This is a genomic window from Massilia sp. TWR1-2-2 (genome assembly GCF_049897565.1).
Lineage (GTDB): Bacteria > Pseudomonadota > Gammaproteobacteria > Burkholderiales > Burkholderiaceae_D > JAFCUW01.
The window spans coordinates 55,748-74,726 of record NZ_JAFCWM010000024.1 but is presented as its reverse complement, the minus strand read 5'-3'; the positions used below and the strand labels follow the sequence as shown (position 1 = coordinate 74,726).

Here is an 18,979-nt window from a genome sequence, read left to right as displayed (position 1 = left end):
GGGGTAGAATTCATATCGGGCAAGGTGGTGTTCGTGTTGTAAATTGTGTTTCTCGATAACTCACATTTTATCAATCACTTACGGCATTCTTGCCCTTTTTTATGCAAAATTCAGGCTAGTCCGGTGCCACTAAGCTGTCCTTGGCCGTTTCCAGGTGGACGTCGGTGTAGTTGACGCCGACGACACCGGGGTCAGACCGCAAAGGAACAATCGGGTCCGACCCCTCGGACCGCGCGCGCTTCTTGTTCTGGTACATCGCCTCGTCGGCGTGCTTGAGCAACTGCTGCGCGGTGCCGCCGTGCTGAGGATAGGCGGCGATGCCAACGCTGACGCGCGCGTCCAGGCACAGGCTGCCGAAGCGGAACGGCTCGTCCATCGCCAGCGCGATCTTGGCGGCGACCCTGGCCGCGTCGTCCGTCTGCGCCACGCTTTCGAGCAGCACGACGAATTCGTCGCCGCCGATGCGCGCCACCGTGTCTTCCTCGCGCACGCATTGCTTGATGCGCTGCGCCATCTGGTGCAGCAGCAGGTCGCCGGCGGCGTGGCCGTGCAGGTCGTTGACCAGCTTGAACTTGTCCAGATCGAGATACAGCAGCGAAAAACCGGCGCCGTTGCGGGCCGCGCGCGCCAGCGCCGAATCGAGCCGGTCGTGGAACAGCTGGCGGTTCGGCAGCCGCGTCAGGGCATCGTACTGCGCCAGGTATTGCAATTGTTCGTGCAGCCGCATGCGCTCGATCGCGGTGGCGACCTGGGCGGAAACGAACTGCAGCAGCTCCTTGTCCTGGTCGGTAAAGTGCGCCGATTCAGGCGAGCCGCTGACGACCAGCGCGCCGATGGCGCCGCCCGACGATGGCAGCGGCACGCCCAGCCAGTACGGCGCCGCGCCGATCGCCGCTTCACGCAACTCGGCCGGCAGCAGCGGCAGCGTTTCCGGCGTCAGCAGCAGCGGCCGCGCGACCTGCGCCACGTGCGCGCACAGTGCGCCGGCGCCAGGCAATGGCGCCGCCGCCGGCCGGCCGTATTCGTCGACGTTGTAGGGAAAGCTCAACTGATCGAGCTCGTCGCGCAGGGCAATCGCAAAACCGGGCGCCGGCAGCAGTTCGTTGACGATCCGGTGGATCAGAGGACACAGCGACGGCAGATCCTTGGCCGCGTGGGCCGCCTCCGAGATGGCGTACATCGCCGCCCGCATCGACTCGCCACGTTTGCGCGCGGTGACGTCACGCGCGACTGCAACGCGCAGCTTGTCCGCTTCGGACCAGCGCGCCGACCACATGATGTTGACCCGGCGGCCATCCTTGCGTACGTAACAGTTCTCGAAATTGTGCTGGGCCGCGTCGGCCATCACGTCGGCCGCGGCAGCCAGGGTGCGCGCACGGTGCTCCGGCGCCACCAGGTCGATCATGGCCGTGCCAACCAGTTCCTCCGGCGTGTAGCCGAAAATGCGCTCGCACGCCGCGCTCAGGTAGACGAAACGGCCATCCACATCGACCGCGCAGACGGCGTCGTTCAGCAAATCGATGAAGCCGGCCGGCGGCGTGAATGAAGTTGTTCCCATGTCGCAAGAAGTGTATCTGGATTTCATCTGGCTTGCATGCATTACCGCCGCTCTTTTTTGGGCTGCGTGTCACTATGCTAAGGTGGCCGTTTGTCTAACCTGACCGGCAGGAGAGAAGCGTGGCCTTTTCCGCAATCTGCGAGACGTCGCCGCCGGCATGCTCGGCGCATTCGTCAGCCGCAACAACGACATCGACGGTTATTGGGCATTGGGGATGCTGTGCGCCGACCATCGCGATGGTAGCGGCGCGACGCACCTGATGCTGCACGAGCGCCGCGCGCTGCCGGCCACGCCGTCAGCTGGCTTGACGACCGAAAAATTCGCCGACCGGCTAGGCGTAATGTTGGCGCATCACGGCTTTGTGCCTGCAGATCTTGCTGCCGCGACGATCACCGTCGAATTCGACATCGCAGCGCAGATTCCGGCAGGACATTGGCCGTTGTCCGGCAAACCTTTTCGCTGCACCGTTGTGCTCACCGACGGCCCTGGCAGAACCTTCATCGCAAGCGACATCGGCCGCTGCGCGCAGCACAATGCCGCCGCGGAGCGGCGCAGCACTCGGGCCGTGAACAGCTTGCCGTCAAACGGACCGTAACTGGCCTATTCGGCGACCGCCAGTTCGACCGCCCCTGTCGCGGCCGGCATGAGGATCACCACGCTCGTGCCGGCGCCGCCGCCGCGCCGCTCGACCAGCATCTGGCCGCCAAGCACGGCCACCCGTTCGCCGATGCCGCGCAGGCCGAAGCCGCCGCCGTCGCCCGCTGCGCGCTGCGCCGAGACGACACCGTCGTCGACGATCGTGATCGCCAGTTGCTCGACGCGAAACGCGACGGTGACCTCGACTTGCATCGCCCGCGCGTGCTGCAAGATATCGATTAGCGTCTCCCGCACGATGTAAAACAGGCCTGCGGTACGGCGCGGGTCCTGGCCGCCCGCGTCGGCGCCGCTGACGCTCAGCGTCGTGGCGATTCCGCTGTGTGCCTCGAACTGCCCAACCAGCCACTCCAGCGCCGCGGTCAGGCCAAGCGCCAGCGTGTTCGGGTGCAGCTCGTTGATGATCGCGCGTACCGAGCCGATGCTGGCATTGACTGTGTCGAGCGCGTGCCCGGCCTTGCCGCGCAGCCGGGGATGGCGGTCGCCGGCGCGGGTGTGCAGCATCTCGATATCGATTTTCAGCGCAATCAGGTTCTGGCCCAGTTCGTCGTGGATTGCCGCCGCCAGGCGCCGGTGCGTTTCGTCCTTGGCCGCGTCCAGGTGCGCCATCAGCTGGCGCAGCTGCAGGCAGGATGCCTGCAGCGCCTGCTCGGCGCGCTTGCGGTCCGTCGTGTCGACGCTCATGCAGATCAGAAAATCCGGTTCCCCGGTGACGGCGTCGAAGATGGGTTTCTTGAACGTCTGCAAGACGCGGTTTTCATTGTGCGAGTGGCTGAACGTCAAGTTTTCCTGGATGACCAGTTCGCCTTTGGCGAACGCGGCCCTGTCGTTGGCAAGGAACACCGCCATCTGCTCGGGCGGAAACATCGTGTGCGCGTTGTTGCCGGACACGACCGAAAAATCGAAGCCGAACTGCTGCTCGGCCGCCTTGTTCATCATGAGCATGCGCGATTCCGGGTCCTTGATGAAAAGCGTCATTGGCATGATCGAAATGACTTCGCGCAGCTTCAGTTCGCTCATCGCCAGCGCCCGCTGCGCTTGCTGGCGCTGGCCGGCTTGATCCGCGTGCAGTTGGCGAAACTCGGTGGCGGTGGCGCCGCGCGTGGCGAGCAGGCGCCGGATGCACAGCAGCGACAGCGCGCACGCTACTGCGATGGTTACCAATAGCGACAGCAGCGCGGTCGGCAGCGGGGAAATTTGCCAGACGTAGGCCACGCCGGCCGCGCTGCCCAGCGCAAGCAGGACGGCGGCAACGGCAAGGCTGGTCGACTCGAGGCGCCGCCGGTTCATCAGCGTGTCCAGGTGGAAGCGAAACCGGTAATTCTAGGCCGACTCTTAACAAAAATCTTACAAAACGAGAATTGTTCCTGTTTCGCCACGAATATGTTGCTGTCGAACCTGCTGAGGCCGTGTCCGTTTGTCGGCACTGACCCCGGCGGGTTGCTGACCCCGGTGGGTTGCTGACCCCGGCGGGTTGCTGTTTCGCCACGGATATGTTGCTGTCAAACCCGGTTCCCACAGCGGGGTCAGTGCCGACATTCGGACACGAGCGCGACCTTAAAAGCTGGAATTGGGTCGCCAACAACCGGGGCCGTGTCCGTTTGTCGCCACTGACCCCGGCGGGTTGAGCGCTAGCCGGTGTTGCGCAAGCCGGCGGCGACGCCGTTGATCGACAGGTGGATGCCGCGATGTACGCGGTTGTCGGCCGACACCGGGGCGCCGGCGTTGGCGCGGTGCCGCTGGATCAGCTCGACCTGCAAGTGGTTCAGCGGATCGAGGTAGGCGAAGCGGTTCTGGATCGAGCGCGCCAGCAAGGGGTTGCCGGCCAGCCGCTCGTGCGCGCCGGTGATCGTCTCGAGGCAGCGCAGCGTGTTGCCGTGCTCGCCCGAGATGCGCTTGAAGATGCGCTCGCGCAGCTCGGCGTCCGGCACCAGGTCGGCATAGCGCGAGGCGATCGCCAGGTCGGTCTTGGCCAGCACCATGTCCATGTTCGACAGCAAGGTGGCAAAGAACGGCCACTCGTGCAACATCGCCTGCAAGGTGGCGATCCGTTCGTCGCGCTCGCCGTCGGCGATCCAGCCGCCGATCGCCGAACCGAAGCCGTACCAGCCAGGCAGCAGCAGCCGGCACTGGCCCCACGAAAAGCCCCACGGAATGGCGCGCAGGTCTTCGATGCGGCGCGTCGACTTGCGCGAGGCAGGGCGCGAACCGAGGTTCAGCTCGGCAATCTCGGCGATCGGCGTGGCGGCGAAGAAGTAGTCGGTGAAGCCCGGCGTCTCGTAGACCAGGTTGCGGTAGGCCTGGTAGGCGCGCTGCGACAGGTCGGCCATCACCGCTTCGAAGCCGGCCAGCCGCTGGCTGTGCACGCCGCCTTCGACGTGCGGCATCAGGCTCGCTTCGAGCGTGGCGGCCACCAGCAGCTCGAGGTTGCGGCGGCCGATTTCGGCGTTGGAAAACTTCGAGGCGATGATTTCGCCCTGTTCGGTCAGGCGGATCTGGCCGTTGACGGTGCCCGGCGGCTGCGCCAGGATCGCTTCGTAGCTCGGCCCGCCGCCGCGCCCGACGGTGCCGCCGCGGCCGTGGAACAGGCGCAGCTTGACGCGCGCGTCGGCAAACACTTTCACCAAGTCGATCTCGGCCTTGTACAGCTCCCAGTTGGAGGTGAGGAAGCCGCCATCCTTGTTCGAGTCGGAGTAGCCGAGCATGACTTCCTGCAGCTGGCCGTGGCTGGCAATGAGCTGCGCCACCAGCGGCAGCGCCATCCACTCGGCCATGATGCCGGCGGCGCGCTGCAGGTCGGGGATGGTCTCGAACAGCGGCACGACCATCGCATCGAGTTCGCCCGCGCCGGAGCGCAACAGGCCCGTCTCCTTTTGCAGCAGCAGCACCTCGAGCAGGTCGGACACCGTCTCGGTGTGCGAGATGATGTAGTTGCGGATCGCCCGCACGCCATAGCGCTCGCGGATTTCCTTCGCCGCGCGCAGGATCGCCAGCTCGCCGTTGGTTTCTTCGGTGTAGTCGGTGTACGGGGAAAACAGCAGGCGGGGATGGGCCAGTTCGGCGAGCAGCAATTCGACCTTCTGCGCTTCACTTGTCGAACCATATGATGGTTCGACTCCTGCGCGGGCGAATAGTTCGGCCAGGACGCGCTCGTGCACGTCGGAGCTTTGGCGCATGTCAAGCGAGGCGAGATGGAAGCCGAAAATGGTGGCGGCGCGCTGCAGCCGCGCCAGGCGCGGGTGCGCCAGGATGGCGCCGTGGTTCGCTTGCAGCGACGCGATCAGCACCTGCAGGTCGGCCGAAAAATCGCCGGCGTCGGCGTAGGCGGCGGCGTGGCCGACTTCCTTGCGCAAGATATTGGTGGCGCCAAGCGCGCGGGCAGTGGCGGCCAGGCGCGCGTACATGCCGATCAGGGCGCGCCGGTACGGCTCGTCGCTGCGGTGCGGCGACGTGTCGGTCGAGCCGTCCGCCAGCGCCTGCAGTTCCGGGCTGACGCTGACCATCAAGGTCGATATCGACAGTTCGGCGCCCAGCGTGTGCACTTCGTCGAGATAGAAGTCGAGGATGGTGGTGGCGTGGCGCACCAGCGCCTGCTGCATGGTGCCGGCGTTGACGTTCGGATTGCCGTCGCGGTCGCCGCCGATCCAGCTGCCCATCTGCACGTACGGCGCGGCGCCGGGCCCGGCCGGCTCGGTCTGGTACTGGGCCGCCAGCTCTTCCTCGATGTCGTCGTACAGGCCCGGCAGCTCGCGCAGGAAGGTGATGCGGTAGTACGACAGGGCGTTGTCGATTTCGTCGGCCACCGTCAGCTTCGAGTAGCGCAGCATGCGCGTCTGCCACAAGGTGGCGATGCGCGACTGCAGCAGCTGCAGGTTGGCGCGCCGTTCCTTTGGCGTCAGCTGCAGGTCGCGCTCGGCGAGCAGGCGGGCGATGTCGTGCTCGGCGTCGAGGATGCTTTTGCGCTGCACTTCGGTCGGGTGGGCGGTCAGCACCGGCACGATCAGGGCGTCGCGGAAAAACGTCTGCACCGTGTCGCGGGTGACGCCGGCGGCCTTCAGCTTGCCGAGCGCGAAACCGACGCTGCCTTGCTGCGGTTTCGAGCCGGCCAGCAGGTGGGCGCGGCGGCGGCGGATGTGGTGCTGGTCTTCGGCGATGTTGGCCAGGTGCGAAAAGTACGAGAAAGCGCGCACCACCGTGATGGTCTGCTCCTGCGTCAGTCTGGCCAGCAGGTCGGTCAGTTCCTTGCCCGCTTCGGCGTCGTCTTCGCGCCGAAAGCGCACCGCCGTCTGGCGGATCGTTTCGACGACGTCGAACACGGCTTCGCCTTCCTGGTCGCGCAGCACGTCGCCCAGCAGGCGCCCGAGCAGGCGGATGTCTTCCTTGAGGGGAGCGTCCTTGTCGGACGCCTGGTTTGCAGCAGCCTGGTTTTCCACTAATTTATCCATATTCACCACAAAGAGAATGTTGATGCAAAGGCTGAAAGCCGGGGTCTGCAAGGGGGGCGCATGATAAAATTTGTGATTCTATGCATGGGCCGATAACTGGCATGCGCCGTTTTAAGGCTTAACGACAGTGAAAGAATCCGTTTTGAAAGCAACTGAATTGACGCCGGCGACCTTGATCATCGCCTCGCGCGAGAGCCGGCTGGCGATGTGGCAAGCCGAGCATGTCCGCGCCCAATTGTCTTTATTATATCCAACCTGCGACATTCGTATTCTCGGCATGACCACCCGTGGCGACCAGATCCTCGACCGCGCCTTGTCCAAGGTAGGCGGCAAGGGCCTGTTCGTCAAGGAACTGGAAGTGGCGATGGCCGAAGGACGCGCCGACCTGGCGGTCCATTCGCTCAAGGACGTGCCGATGGATCTGCCGGAAGGGTTCGAGCTGGCCGCCGTGCTCGAGCGCGAAGATCCGCGCGACGCGTTCGTCTCGAACGACTACGCCAGCCTGGCCGATTTGCCGGCCGGTGCGGTGGTTGGCACCAGCAGCCTGCGCCGCCAGGCGCTGATCGCGGCGCGCTATCCTCACCTGGTCATCAAGCCGCTGCGCGGCAACCTCGACACGCGCCTCGGCAAGCTCGATCGCGGCGACTACGCCGCCATCATCCTCGCCGCCGCCGGCCTGAAGCGGCTTGGCCTGCCAGAGCGCATCCGCGCCGTGCTCGATCCGGCCGACAGCCTGCCGGCCGCGGGGCAGGGCGCGATGGCGATCGAGATCCTGTCCGGCCGCAATGACGTCGACATGCGCGCCGTACTGGCGCCGCTGAACCACGAAGCGACCGCGCGCGCCGTCACGGCCGAACGCAAGGTGTCGAAGGTGTTCGGCGGCAGCTGCCAGATTCCGCTGGCCGCGTTCGCGACGTTGACGGGCGAGCAGATGACCTTGCGCGCGATGGTCGGCACGCCCGACGGCAAGCGCTTTGCCACCGCTGAAGCGAGCGGCCCGGCCGACGCGCCCGAGCGGCTCGGCCAGCAGGTGGCCGACTTGCTGCAGGGGCAGGACGCGCACGCGATCCTGGCCGAATGCAAGGCGCAGGCGGACGCTGCCGATGCCTGATCCGGTGGTGATCACCCGCCCGCTGGCGCAGTGCCAGGCGCTGGCGGACAGTGTGACCGCGCTCGGGCGCGAGGCGGTGGTGTTGCCGCTGCTCGAGATTCTGCCGCTGGCGGACACGTCGGCGCTGCACGCCGCGCTGGCCGACCTGAGCGGCTACGCGCTGGTCGCATTCGTCTCGCCGAACGCGATCGACGCCGCCTTTGCCCACATACAGCGCTGGCCGGACGGCGTGGCGCTGGCGGTGCTGGGCGAAGCGAGCCGCGCCTGCCTGGCCAGCCATGGCCTGCATGACGGCAACGCCACCATCTTCAGCCCGATCGATGTCACGCGCAGCGATTCGGAACACCTGCTGGCCTCGCTCGACCTGGCGGCGCTGGCCGGGCGCCGCGTGCTGCTGGTGCGTGGCGAAACCGGCCGCGAGCTGATCGGCGACGGCCTGCGCGCCGCCGGCGCCGACGTCACCACCGTGGCGGCCTACCGGCGCTGCGTGCCGGCGCTGACGCCGCAACTGGCGGCCACGTTGCAGCACTTGCTGGCGCGGCAGAACGACTGGATCATCACCAGTTCGGAGGCGTTGCGCGGCCTGCTCGGTTTGCTCGCGCAACTCGATGACGCGACCGCTGTAGTTAAAATGCAACAGCAGCGCCTGATCGTGCCGCATGCGCGCATCGCCGAAACGGCAAGCACCCTTGGCCTTACCCGGCTCACCCTCGCGGGATCAGGCGACGCCTCGTTGCTTGCCGCGTTACAATCACACGCATGAACGAATTGCCTACACAACCAGAACAAACCATGGCGCCGGTGCCTGCCGCCCCCGTCGAGCCGGAAGAAAGTTTCGCCGATTTGCTGCAGCGGCCGCTGTCGAAAGTGGTGATCGTGTTGCTGCTGCTGCTCGCCGCGCTGGCCTGGTCGACCCATAGCCGGCTGAACAACCTGCGCCAGGAAGTGGCGCGCAGCCTACAAAAGAGCAACGCCATCAGCAACGAGACGATCGCGCTGGCGCGCCAGGTGCAGGAGCAGACCAAGGAGTTGCAGGCCAAGGTCGGCGTGCTGGAAAGCCGCCAGAGCGAGGCGCAGAGCCAGCAACTGGCGCTCGAGCAGCTGTACCAGGACCTGTCGAAGAACCGCGACGAGTGGGCGCTGGCCGAAATCGAGCAGGTGCTGTCGACCGCCAGCCAGCAGCTGCAGCTGGCCGGCAACGTGCAGGGCGCCTTGATCGCGCTGGCCAATGCCGACAAATCGCTGTCGCGCGCCGACAAGCCGCAGTTCATCACCATCCGCCGCGCCATTGCCAAGGACACCGAAAAGCTGAAGGCCTTGCCGGGCATCGACCTGGCCGGCGTGGCGCTGCGCATCGACAACGTCATTGCCGAAGTCGACAAGCTGCCGATGCTGTCGGACCACAATCCGGTGGCGCCGTCCGAGCTGGCCAGGAAAACCCGCATCGTGGCCGGCAAGCCGGGCGCGCCGGCGCCGGAGCCGAACGCGTTTAGCGCGCGTGTGCAGCAGGTGTGGACCGGCTGGACCGGCGAAATGTGGGACGAGATCCGTCAGCTGATCCGCGTGCGCAGCGTCGACACGCCGGAGGCGCTGATGCTGTCGCCAAGCGAAGCGTATTTCCTGCGCGAGAACCTGAAGCTGCGCCTGCTCAACGCGCGCCTGGCGCTGCTGTCGCGCAACGAGGCCGCCTTCCGCAGCGACCTGATCACGGCGCAGAACATGCTCGTCAAGTATTTCGACACGCGCGCGCGCACCACCCAGTCCGCCCAGGCGACCTTGCGCCAGGTGCAGGCGAACAACCTGGCGATCGACATGCCGACGCTGGCCGACAGCCTGAACGCGGTGCGCACCTACAAGGCGAAGCCATAACATGCGCCTCCTTCTCTGGCTAGTTGCGCTGATGGCGGCCGCCATCGGCATCGCCGTCACGGCGCGTTTCAACCCGGGCAACGTGGTGGTGTTCTATCCGCCGCACCGGATCGACCTGTCGCTCAACTTCTTCGTCGTCCTCGAAGTGCTGCTGTTCATCCTGCTGTATGCGCTGGTGCGCGCGTTTTTTGCCACCACCAGCATGCCGGCGCGGGTGGCCGCCTACCGCCGCCGCAAGCGCGAACGCGACGGCAACAAGGGCTTGCGCGATGCGCTCAAGGCGCTGTTCGAGGGCCGCTTCGGCCATGCCGAAAAAGCCGCCGCCAAGGCGGCCGACCTGCCCGAGAACGCCGGTCTTGCCGCGCTGATCGGCGCGCGCGCGGCGCACCGCATGCGCGAGCCGGCGCGGCGCGACACCTGGCTGGCCGGCACGGTGCACGACAGCACCCTGAAGACGGCGCGCCTGATGACGGTGACCGAACTGCTGGTCGACGACCACCAGCCGGAAGCGGCGCTCGAAGCGGTGGCTGAACTGAACGCCAGCGGCACGCGCCACATCCACGCGCTGCAATGGTCGATGAAGGCGCACCAGCAGGCCAAGAACTGGCCCGAGGTGCTGCGCCTGGTGCGCTCGCTCGACAAGCACAAGGCGCTGCATCCGGCCTTGTCGGCGCGCCTGCGCGAGCTGGCGTACGACGCGCTGCTGTCGGATAACTCGCACGACGCCGAATCGATCCAGCGCGTGTGGGCGACGGTGCCGCAGGCCGACCGCATCAAGCCTTACATCGCCGCCCACGCCGCCACCGCGCTCAATGCGCGCGGGCTGCACGAGCAAGCGCGCGCCACCGCCGAAGAAGCGTTAGCGGCCGAGTGGGACGACCGCGTGGTGCGCGCCTACCGGGACGCCGCGGCGCCATCGGGCACGCCGGCGCTGCTGGCGCAGATCGAATACTGCGAGCAGTGGATCAAGCAGCGCCCGAACGACGCCGAGCTGGCGCTGGCGCTCGGCTCGCTGTGCCTGAAACAGAAGCTGTGGGGCAAAGCCCAGCGCTACCTGGAGCAGGCGCTGTCCGACGCCACCGAGCCGCGCATGGTGCGCGAGTCGCACCTGAAGCTGGCGCAGATGCACGAAGCGCTCGGCCAGACCGAGCAGGCGGCGGCGCACTTCCGCCAGTGCGCGCTGGCCAGCATCCTCTGATTGGTCGGAGCGGCGGGCCGCGCGCCTGCCTGCTGCGCTGCACAAGAAACAACTATCTTCCGCTATAATTCCGTCATCAGATAACCAGCACAACGAGGAAATCCCATGAGTTTGAATAAAGTCTCTTCCGGCCGCGACGTGCCGAACGATTTCAACGTGATCATCGAGATCCCGATGAATGCCGATCCGATCAAGTACGAAGTGGACAAGGAATCGGGCGCGATCTTCGTCGACCGCTTCATGGGTACCGCGATGCACTATCCGTGCAACTACGGCTACGTGCCGAACACGATCGCCGACGATGGCGACCCGTGCGACGTGCTGGTGATCACGCCGTTCGCGCTGATCCCTGGCGTGGTGGTGCGCTGCCGCGCCATTGGCGTCTTGAAGATGACCGACGAAGCCGGCGGCGACGCCAAGATCCTCGCCGTCCCGGTCGACAAGATCCTGCCGATCTACAGCCACTGGCAAAAGCCGGAAGACCTGCAGGACCTGCGCCTGCAGCAGATCCAGCACTTCTTCGAGCACTACAAGGATCTCGAGCCGGGCAAGTGGGTCAAGGTCGAAGGCTGGTTCGGTCCGGAAGATGCGAAAGCCGAAATCATGAACGGTATCGCTGCGTACAAGGCGCTGCCGGCCAAGTAACTGCCGCTACCACGCCTCGATTTGCAAAGAATAAAAAGGGCCGGACGCCGACGCTTCCGGCCCTTGTCCGTTTACCGGCGCAACTCTACCAGCCAATATCCTTCAACAGCGGATACGTCAGGTCGCGCGGCGGCGTCACCTCATGCGACAGGTCGCCATTGATCGAGGGCTCCATCAACTGATTCGCCTTGGCATCGGTGGTGTAGTGCGAAACAGTCGATCCTGGCGAATATTCGGTCGGCGTGTACATGCGGATACGGCCCTGCTGGTCGGTGCCGGCCAGCCGCGCTGGATTGATGCCGAGGCTGGCGATGACGCCCGACCTATGGCGCGAGCGGCGCGCCAACACTTCCTTCAATGTAATGCCGGCCTGCTGCGTGATGCGCACCGACGGGATCACCACGGTCGGGTCGTCGCCGCCCATGCCGGTCACGTCGCCTGGCGCATTGTCGGCCACAACCATCGCGATCGCGCCGGCGTCCTGCACGTTTTTCGCCTTGATCGCAAAGGTGCAGGTGCCGCGGTCGACCAGCGCGATGTTGCCTTTCACGGCCAGCGCGTTGTTGCGGCTGAGCGGCGTGCACGCCAGGCCCGTCGTGCTGCCAGGATCGATGACCGGCATCAGCTGCCCGACCACCGGCGTGCTGCCGAGCGGCGGGCCGAAGGAGGCGTCGCCGACGTCGTAATTGCCGGCGGTGTTGCGCGCGGCCGGGCCGCTGATTCTCAGCACCGACACCGGCGCCAGCGCGGTGGGCACAGCGGCCGTGACGTTCGGGCCGTTCCACGACAGCGCGCTGCCGCTGACGGACGACGCCGCGCGCTCGGCGTTGGTCATCTGCACCCAGCTCCGGTTGTTCTGGTTATCGACCAGGAAGTAATCCCAGATCGACGGGATGTCCAGCGTCTGCTCGCCGGTCTCGCTGTCGGTGAAAGTCTGGAAGCCCAGGCCATGCGCCAGCTCGTGCAGCAGCACCGCGATCAGGTCGATCTGCGGGCCGGCCTGGTTGTCGAGGCCCAGGTAGAAGCCGGCGCCGGGCAGGCAGTCGGGGAACAGGCCGATGCGCGAGTTGAAGCGCGCCACGATATGCGGGTCGGTCGGCGCCGACTGGTCGCTGCCGGCAAGCTTGCTCGCCAGTGCGCTTGGATACCAGGTGCCGGTGCGCGGCGCGTTGGGGAAATCGGAGAAGATATCGTTGGCGCCGGCCGCGCCGAGCACCGCGCTGTTGGCGGTGCACGACAGCGGCATGAAGCTGGCGCCGACGCGGATGGTGACGGTGCTGGCGAGCGTGGCGCCCCAGACATTTGCCGCGTGCTGGAACGCGATCAGGCGCTGCTCGCCCAGCGTGGCGCCATTGTTGCCGCCTACCGGCTGCGCCGGCGTCGGATCGTTGAAGCCTTCGCCCGCTGCGTTCAGGTTGACGATCGCGATGGTGGCGGCGGCCTGCGCGTCGACCAGTACGCCGCAGGCCAGCGTCAGGATAGCGGCCATGCGGGCCAGGCTGGAACGCGCGGATCGCTTAACGGGATTCATGGTCGTGCTCCTTTGCGGTGGCGGGGACCTGGCGCTGCAGCGCGGCGTTGGCGGCTTCTTCGCCATGCACGCATTCGGCGGCGAGCTTGCCGTCGGCGTCGCGCTTGACGACCGAATACACCAGGCCGCGTTCGCCGAGGTGTTTTTGCAAGGTGCCGTCTTTGCGGATGGTGACGTCCGGTTTCGCCGGATCGCGCTGGGCGATGCCCGGCGCCGTCGGCTGCGCGTGCAGCTGCTTCGTTTCGGCCGGCGTCGCGTTGCGGAACTTGCCGGTTTGGGGGTCGCGCACGACGACGACCCCTTCCTGGCCGGTGGCGGCGGCCGGCGCGCCGAGCGCCGTGGCCATCAGCGCCGCGAGCGCCATCGCTGTTTTCGTCGTCATGGTTCGATCCCTTTCAGTGGTTGGGTTCAGGAGCGGGTGTTGCGGCGCAGCGGCACCAGTACTGCCAGGCCCAGGCCGAGCATGATCCACGCTGCCGGTTCGGGTACAGCGCTGACTGTGACGGTATCGATGCCGATATAGTTCGCCATCGCCGCATCGCCGACGTAGCGGAAGGCGAAGCGGCCGCTGTCGCCCGGCAGTGTCAGGCTGGCGGTGATCAGCTGCCATGTGTTGGGATAGACGGACGGCCCGCCGATGGTGGTCAGCAGCGTGGTGAAGCCGGCCGTATCGGTCCCCGCGCCGCTGCTGAAGCGCACCTCGAGCATGTCGTTCAGGCCTGGCACGGCGTCGCTGCGGGTGTAGAACGACAGCAAGGTTGTGCCGCCGAGCGTCAGTTCCGGCGTAATCAGCCAGTTGTCGACGGTACCCGGTTCCTGCGCCGCGCTGAGGTAGCTGGCGGCGATGTACGAACCGGGCGTGCCGGCCTGAGCGGGGAAAACGCCGGGGTTGCCCTGAAACCAGCTCAGCCCTTGCGGCGAGCTGTTGTTGACCATCAGCCAGTTCGGCAGGTTGGCGACAGTGTTGAAGTTCTCGTCGAGCACGATGGTGCCGGCCGCGTGGCCGAGCGGCGCGGCGAGTGCGGCAAGCGCAAACGCGGCCGCGGCGATACAGGTCCTGGATGTTTTCATGGTTGTGCTTTCGTGCGGTTGCCAGCGGAATAGGGGGCGCCTCGCGCTGGCGCATCGAGGCGGCTTCCATTTCATAATATGATTTGAAAGATAACGAACATTGATATTGGTTTAATGGAAAAGCGAAAAGCTGAGGTGCTTTTGCTGGGCTCGCTAGAGGGGAAGCTTGATGTGGAACAAACAGCGCGATTGAACGCAGCTTAGTATTTTCCGACCGGCATTTCTTTGCCGTCCTCTTTACGAAAGCGCCGATCGCTCATGAGTTCCACGCTCGCAGCCCAGGTGTTGTCCGCGCTGGCGGAGTTTTCCAGTCAGTCGCGGCTTTATGAACTGTCGTTCAGGGATGAGAAGGTCAAGGCGCGCCTTCTGGTTGAAGCGTTCGCCGCGGACGAACAGTTGATGGGAATCGGCGGCTTCGATGTCATCGCTCTGTCGACTCGCTCGAAGATCGCCCACGCGTCCTTGCTGGGGCAGGAAGCGTGTCTGCAGATCAGCCTGGCGGACGGCACCCGTGCCCGCTGCAGCGGCTACGTCAGCAAGATCGCGTCGCTGGGCAGCGATGGTGGGCTGTCGCGCTACCGTCTGCAACTGTCGCCATGGATCTGGCTGCTCAGTCAGACACGCAACAGCCGCGCGTGGCAAGCCAAGACCGTTGTTGAAATCATCGATTCAGTGTTTGCCGGATACCAGCCGTATGCGCAGTGGGTGTGGAGCGGCGACGTCAACTTCTTCATGAGTGACGCGATGGCTCGCAGCTATTGCTGCCAGTATCGCGAAACCGATCTCGAGTTTGTCACCAGGCTGCTGACCGAAGAGGGCCTTGGCTGGCGGTTCGAAGAACACGAGGACGGCAGCCGCATGGTGCTGTTTGCCGACAGCAGCTACCTGAGCGCCGCGCCGCACGACCCCAGCAGCGACGCCGGCGGCGGCATCCGCTACCACGCCGCCAGTTCGGTCGAAAAGAGCGACAGCATCCAGTACTTGCAGGCGTTCCGTAAACTCGGCGTTGCTGTAGTCACGGTGCTGAGCTACGACTACAAGACGAAGCAGACGGTCAGCGTCAGCGTGCCGACCAAGTACCCGATCGGCGGCAAGAATGCGCACGCGGTCGAGAGTTTCGATTCTCCAGGACAGTATGCGTACGCCGACGCACGCCAGGCGCGCCGCTACGCGGGCTTGAAGATGGAGGCGTACGAAGCGCGCGGCTTTGTGTGGCAGGGCCGCTCGACCGTGCGCACCTTGCGGCCGGGCACGCGCATCTGCATCACCGACATCCCGATGAAGAAGTACCGCAACGAGGCGCCTGACTTCGTTCTGCTGCGGGTGGCCAGCATCGGCGTGAACAACCTGCCGGTCACCGCCAGGAATGGATTGACTGAATTGTTCGGACCGCTTTCACAACTGCTTGAGGAGTCGATCAAGGGAGTTGCGCTTGCGGAATTTGACAGGGCGGTCGAGCGGGCACAACGAAGCGGCTACGCAAACTGCTTCGAGGCGATTCCCGCCGAGCGGCCGTGGCGACCGAAGATGGAAGTGAAGGCAGGCCCGACTGCGCACGGCAGCCAGACAGCAATCGTCGTCGGCCCGGATGGATCGGACGAGCCGAACGGCGCCGATGAAATCTATTGCGACAAGCTTGGCCGGGTGCGGATCCGCTTCCACTGGCGGGAGAGCGATGCCGGCTGCTGGGTGCGTGTTGGCCAGCGGTCAACGGCTTGCCAGTTCTTGCCGCGGATCGGGCAGGAAGTGCTGGTCAAGTTCATCGAGGGCGACATCGACCGGCCGGTGATCATCGGTGCGCTGTACGACGGACGAGGGGAGGGTGGTGTGATGCCAACCCCTGGCGGAGTATCGGACCGTGAAAGCAGCAGCGCCGCCTTCGAACGCGCACATGATCAAATGCCATCGGGACAGGTCAACCTCGCCGGCGGCAACAGCCCGGTGTGGCACGGCGCATCGGCGAGCAGCGCAGGGCATCGCAACAACTCGGCGCAGTGGGGCGTGCGCAGCAAGGAGTTCGGCGGCCGTGGCTACAACCAGTTGCTGTTCGACGACACTGACGGACAAGGGCGCGTCCAGCTCAAGACCACACACGCTACAACCGAGCTCAACTTGGGCCACCTGATTCACACCGCCGACAACTATCGCGGCAGCTTCCGCGGCACTGGCGCCGAACTGCGCACCGACGCTTACGGCGCCGTACGCGCCGGCGCCGGCTTGCTGATCTCGAGCTACAAGATCAGCCATTCTTCCGCGATTCGAGAAGCCGCCGGCGAGAACGCAGCCGGGAACGCGTTGCTGAAGCAAGCGATGAAACTTGCCGAGAGCTTTAGCGCGGCCGCCAAAACCCACGAGACGGTCGGTCTCGCCAGCCACCTCGGCGCGACCAAGGCTGCAATGAGTGCCATTGACGACGAAGCTGCGCCACTCAAAGCGTTGTGGACGGCGTCAGCCGGAATGCTTAGCAAAAATAGCATCGGGGAGGCGCGCTCCGACGCCGCATCAAGAAGTGTCGACGCCGGCGCCGGCAAGGTGTCGCATGCCGGCGCGCCGATAATTGGCATCGCCGCGAAAGCTGGACTGGGCGTGGTGGCCGGCCAGGATGTCCAGCTGTCCACCGGCGAAACCGTCACGATTGCGAGCGGAGTCGATACCCAGTTCACAGCCGGCGGCCAAATGCGCGTCCACAGCGGCCAGGCCATCGGCGTGCTCGCCGGCGCGGTAAAAGCCGGCGAAGGCAACGTCGGGCTACAACTCATCGCCGCCAAGGGCTCAATCGACTATCAGGCGCAGGGAAATGAACTGAAGGTGCAAGCGCGCGACGAGGTCAATGTCATCAGCGCAAATGCGCACATCGATTGGGCCGCAGCGAAAAGCATCAGCCTTTCCACCGCCGGCGGCGCCAACATCACGATCAATGGCGGCAACATTACCGTCCAGTGTCCCGGAAAAATTATGGTGCGCGCGGGGATGAAGAAATTCGCATCGCCTACTAATCTTGCCTACGATATGAACAAATGGCCACAGGCTCTCCCGTTCGACGAGGAACTAATTCTACGGTGGCCCTACGATAACAGCCCGGTGCCCAGTCGGCGTTTTGAGATCGTTCGGGGCGATGGTTCTATTGTTCGTGGTTCGACCGATAGTCAGGGAAAAACCGGCCTACAAAAAAGTCAATTCATTGAAAACATAACCTTTCGTCTCCTGCCAGAAGGATAATCATGCCGTCTAAAGACAACGAACGTCAAATTATTCCTACCTACGACCGCGAGGGGAACCCGAAGTGGGACGCAACCATGAGTCCGCCCGACAATACCTTCGGAATCGTCTCCATGGTTGCTGATCGTATCATTCCAGTAATTTTTATTCCTGGCGTAATGGGAAGTAACTTGAAAGAAGTCGGTAGTGAGTCGAATATGCGTTGGAGGCTTGACTCGCCGAAATCAATGGTTGGTTGGATGACCAAAGACGCTAACGACCGAAAAAAATTCCTAAACCCGCGCACCATGAGTCTCGATGACGACGGGCTCCGTCCGAAAGGTACCGCACAAGAAGACCGAGAGCTAAAGCGCAGAGGATGGGGCGAGGTAGGCGCGATGAGTTACGCATCTTTTTTGGTCTGGCTCGAGAACGCGCTCAACGATCAACATAGCCCAAACGGCGGTGAGCGCGACAGGCTTATCGGTGTTTCGCTAGGCGCGATGAAAGGCGAGTGCGCGCTTACGAAAGAAGAGGTTGCACTGAGCTACAAGTATCGATTTCCGGTAGATGCATGTGGATACAACTGGTTAGATGACAACGTCAAAGCGGCAATACACCTCAAGGCTCGGATCGAGGCCGTAATCGCACGCTATCGCGGCGAAAAAAAGATGTGTGAAAAAGTCATCCTCATTACCCATTCGATGGGCGGATTGGTCGGCAGATATTGTTCTGAACTACTAGGGATGTCCGATAAAATTCTCGGTGTAGTACATGGCGTTATGCCTGCCATCGGTGCGGCGGCGGTCTATCGGAGATTCAAAGCGGGTACAGAGGGGGATCTCGTTGCGGCTTTGGTGCTCGGTCGCAACGCCGCCGAAATGACCGCCGTGCTGTCTAGTGCCCCTGGACCGATGCAGCTATTACCGACGGCGGAGTATGGGAATGGATGGCTGCAAATTAAAGACGGGAAAAAATTGATAAGTTTTCCCCAAAAAGGTGATCCGTACACCGAAATTTACACCGTTCGTGGAAAGTGGTGGAGCATGTGCGATGACAAGCTTATCAACCCCAAGACCGCCCAGCACGACGGGAACTCCGGTCGGATAACGCACGACACGGAGTGGCTCGATTTTGTCAATGTGGTGAAGCTAAAGGTCAGGCCGTTTCATGTTGGTGTAGCCAACCGATATCATCCAAACACTCACGCCTTCTTCGGTAGCCACGAGGACAATCGCGCATACGGAAACGTTACGTGGAGCGGTGTCGATGTGAACGTAGACGATCTTCTCCTCCGTGGCGGCCGAAACTCAGATCCGTTAACCGCCAGATCTTTGAATCTTGGCGAGTTTAGCGTTATTCGAAACGTGGCCGCGCCGCTGGATGGAAAGGGATGGAAAAAGGAGCAAAAGCAGCGATACACAATCGGCGAGCCGGACGAACCGGGTGACGGCACTGTCCCACATCGATCGGGCGTTTGCCCCCGCGACAGTAAAAATGTAGTGGAGTTAATGCAGGTGAAAGTCGGGCATGAGCCCGCTTTTAAAGACTCTGACGCCGCAAAAAGATTTACACTCCGCGCAGTGGTCAAAATCGCTCAGCGCGTCACAGAAACGAGTCTTCGTTACCAAACGCCATGATCATTTTACGACAACTACCTTGCATCGGCCCCTGCGTAATTTTTGGCCTTTTATTCTTT

General features: G+C 64.2%; 14 protein-coding genes. 8 read left to right on the top strand and 6 right to left on the bottom strand.

Going from position 1 to position 18,979, the window contains the following annotated elements:
• Positions 1–115 precede the first annotated feature (115 nt).
• Positions 116–1,558: a diguanylate cyclase domain-containing protein gene (locus ACP7DD_RS20345; RefSeq protein WP_426176637.1), complete on the bottom strand. Its 1,443-nt coding sequence runs from the start codon at positions 1,556–1,558 to the stop codon at positions 116–118.
• A gap of 157 nt (positions 1,559–1,715) precedes the next feature.
• On the opposite strand from ACP7DD_RS20345, the gene ACP7DD_RS20340 reads away from it, so the two are divergent.
• On the top strand, positions 1,716–2,153 hold the full coding sequence (locus ACP7DD_RS20340; protein WP_426176636.1) for a hypothetical protein: 438 nt from the start codon (positions 1,716–1,718) through the stop codon (positions 2,151–2,153).
• A gap of 5 nt (positions 2,154–2,158) precedes the next feature.
• Here the strand turns inward: ACP7DD_RS20340 and ACP7DD_RS20335 are convergent, their stop codons facing one another.
• The gene (locus ACP7DD_RS20335) at positions 2,159–3,502 is read right to left on the bottom strand and encodes a PAS domain-containing sensor histidine kinase (protein WP_426176635.1); all 1,344 of its coding nucleotides are present in this window, start codon (positions 3,500–3,502) and stop codon (positions 2,159–2,161) included.
• A gap of 341 nt (positions 3,503–3,843) precedes the next feature.
• On the bottom strand, positions 3,844–6,657 hold the full coding sequence (gene ppc / locus ACP7DD_RS20330; RefSeq protein WP_426176633.1) for a phosphoenolpyruvate carboxylase: 2,814 nt from the start codon (positions 6,655–6,657) through the stop codon (positions 3,844–3,846).
• A gap of 127 nt (positions 6,658–6,784) precedes the next feature.
• On the opposite strand from ppc, the gene hemC reads away from it, so the two are divergent.
• From hemC to ppa, 5 genes are all read left to right on the top strand, one after another.
• Positions 6,785–7,768, top strand: coding sequence for a hydroxymethylbilane synthase (gene hemC / locus ACP7DD_RS20325; RefSeq protein ID WP_426176632.1), 984 nt, complete (start codon positions 6,785–6,787; stop codon positions 7,766–7,768).
• Positions 7,761–8,531, top strand: a complete 771-nt coding sequence (locus ACP7DD_RS20320) for a uroporphyrinogen-III synthase (protein WP_426176630.1) — start codon at positions 7,761–7,763, stop codon at positions 8,529–8,531. The genes hemC and ACP7DD_RS20320 overlap by 8 nt, the downstream gene beginning before the upstream one ends.
• Complete coding sequence (locus ACP7DD_RS20315) at positions 8,528–9,637, top strand: uroporphyrinogen-III C-methyltransferase (protein ID WP_426176629.1); 1,110 nt, start codon at positions 8,528–8,530, stop codon at positions 9,635–9,637. The genes ACP7DD_RS20320 and ACP7DD_RS20315 overlap by 4 nt, the downstream gene beginning before the upstream one ends.
• Before the next feature lies 1 nt (position 9,638).
• Positions 9,639–10,835, top strand: a complete 1,197-nt coding sequence (locus ACP7DD_RS20310; RefSeq protein ID WP_426176628.1) for a heme biosynthesis protein HemY — start codon at positions 9,639–9,641, stop codon at positions 10,833–10,835.
• A gap of 105 nt (positions 10,836–10,940) precedes the next feature.
• Positions 10,941–11,480, top strand: a complete 540-nt coding sequence (gene ppa / locus ACP7DD_RS20305; RefSeq protein WP_426176626.1) for an inorganic diphosphatase — start codon at positions 10,941–10,943, stop codon at positions 11,478–11,480.
• A gap of 85 nt (positions 11,481–11,565) precedes the next feature.
• Here ppa and ACP7DD_RS20300 read toward each other — a convergent pair whose 3' ends face one another.
• The 3 genes from ACP7DD_RS20300 to ACP7DD_RS20290 are packed head-to-tail and all read right to left on the bottom strand — an operon-like array spanning position 11,566 to position 14,082.
• Positions 11,566–13,011, bottom strand: a complete 1,446-nt coding sequence (locus tag ACP7DD_RS20300; protein ID WP_426176625.1) for a PA domain-containing protein — start codon at positions 13,009–13,011, stop codon at positions 11,566–11,568.
• Positions 12,998–13,393 carry a post-PEP-CTERM-1 domain-containing protein gene (locus ACP7DD_RS20295; RefSeq protein ID WP_426176624.1) on the bottom strand — a complete coding sequence of 132 codons (396 nt, stop codon included), beginning with the start codon at positions 13,391–13,393 and terminating at the stop codon, positions 12,998–13,000. Before ACP7DD_RS20295 ends, ACP7DD_RS20300 begins: the two co-directional genes overlap by 14 nt.
• A gap of 26 nt (positions 13,394–13,419) precedes the next feature.
• The gene (locus ACP7DD_RS20290) at positions 13,420–14,082 is read right to left on the bottom strand and encodes a choice-of-anchor J domain-containing protein (protein WP_426176623.1); all 663 of its coding nucleotides are present in this window, start codon (positions 14,080–14,082) and stop codon (positions 13,420–13,422) included.
• A gap of 258 nt (positions 14,083–14,340) precedes the next feature.
• Between ACP7DD_RS20290 and ACP7DD_RS20285 the strand changes: the two genes are divergently transcribed.
• Positions 14,341–17,301, top strand: a complete 2,961-nt coding sequence (locus tag ACP7DD_RS20285) for a type VI secretion system Vgr family protein (RefSeq protein ID WP_426176621.1) — start codon at positions 14,341–14,343, stop codon at positions 17,299–17,301.
• Positions 17,302–17,303: 2 nt separating this feature from the next.
• On the top strand, positions 17,304–18,920 hold the full coding sequence (locus ACP7DD_RS20280) for an esterase/lipase family protein (RefSeq protein ID WP_426176620.1): 1,617 nt from the start codon (positions 17,304–17,306) through the stop codon (positions 18,918–18,920).
• Positions 18,921–18,979 lie beyond the last annotated feature (59 nt).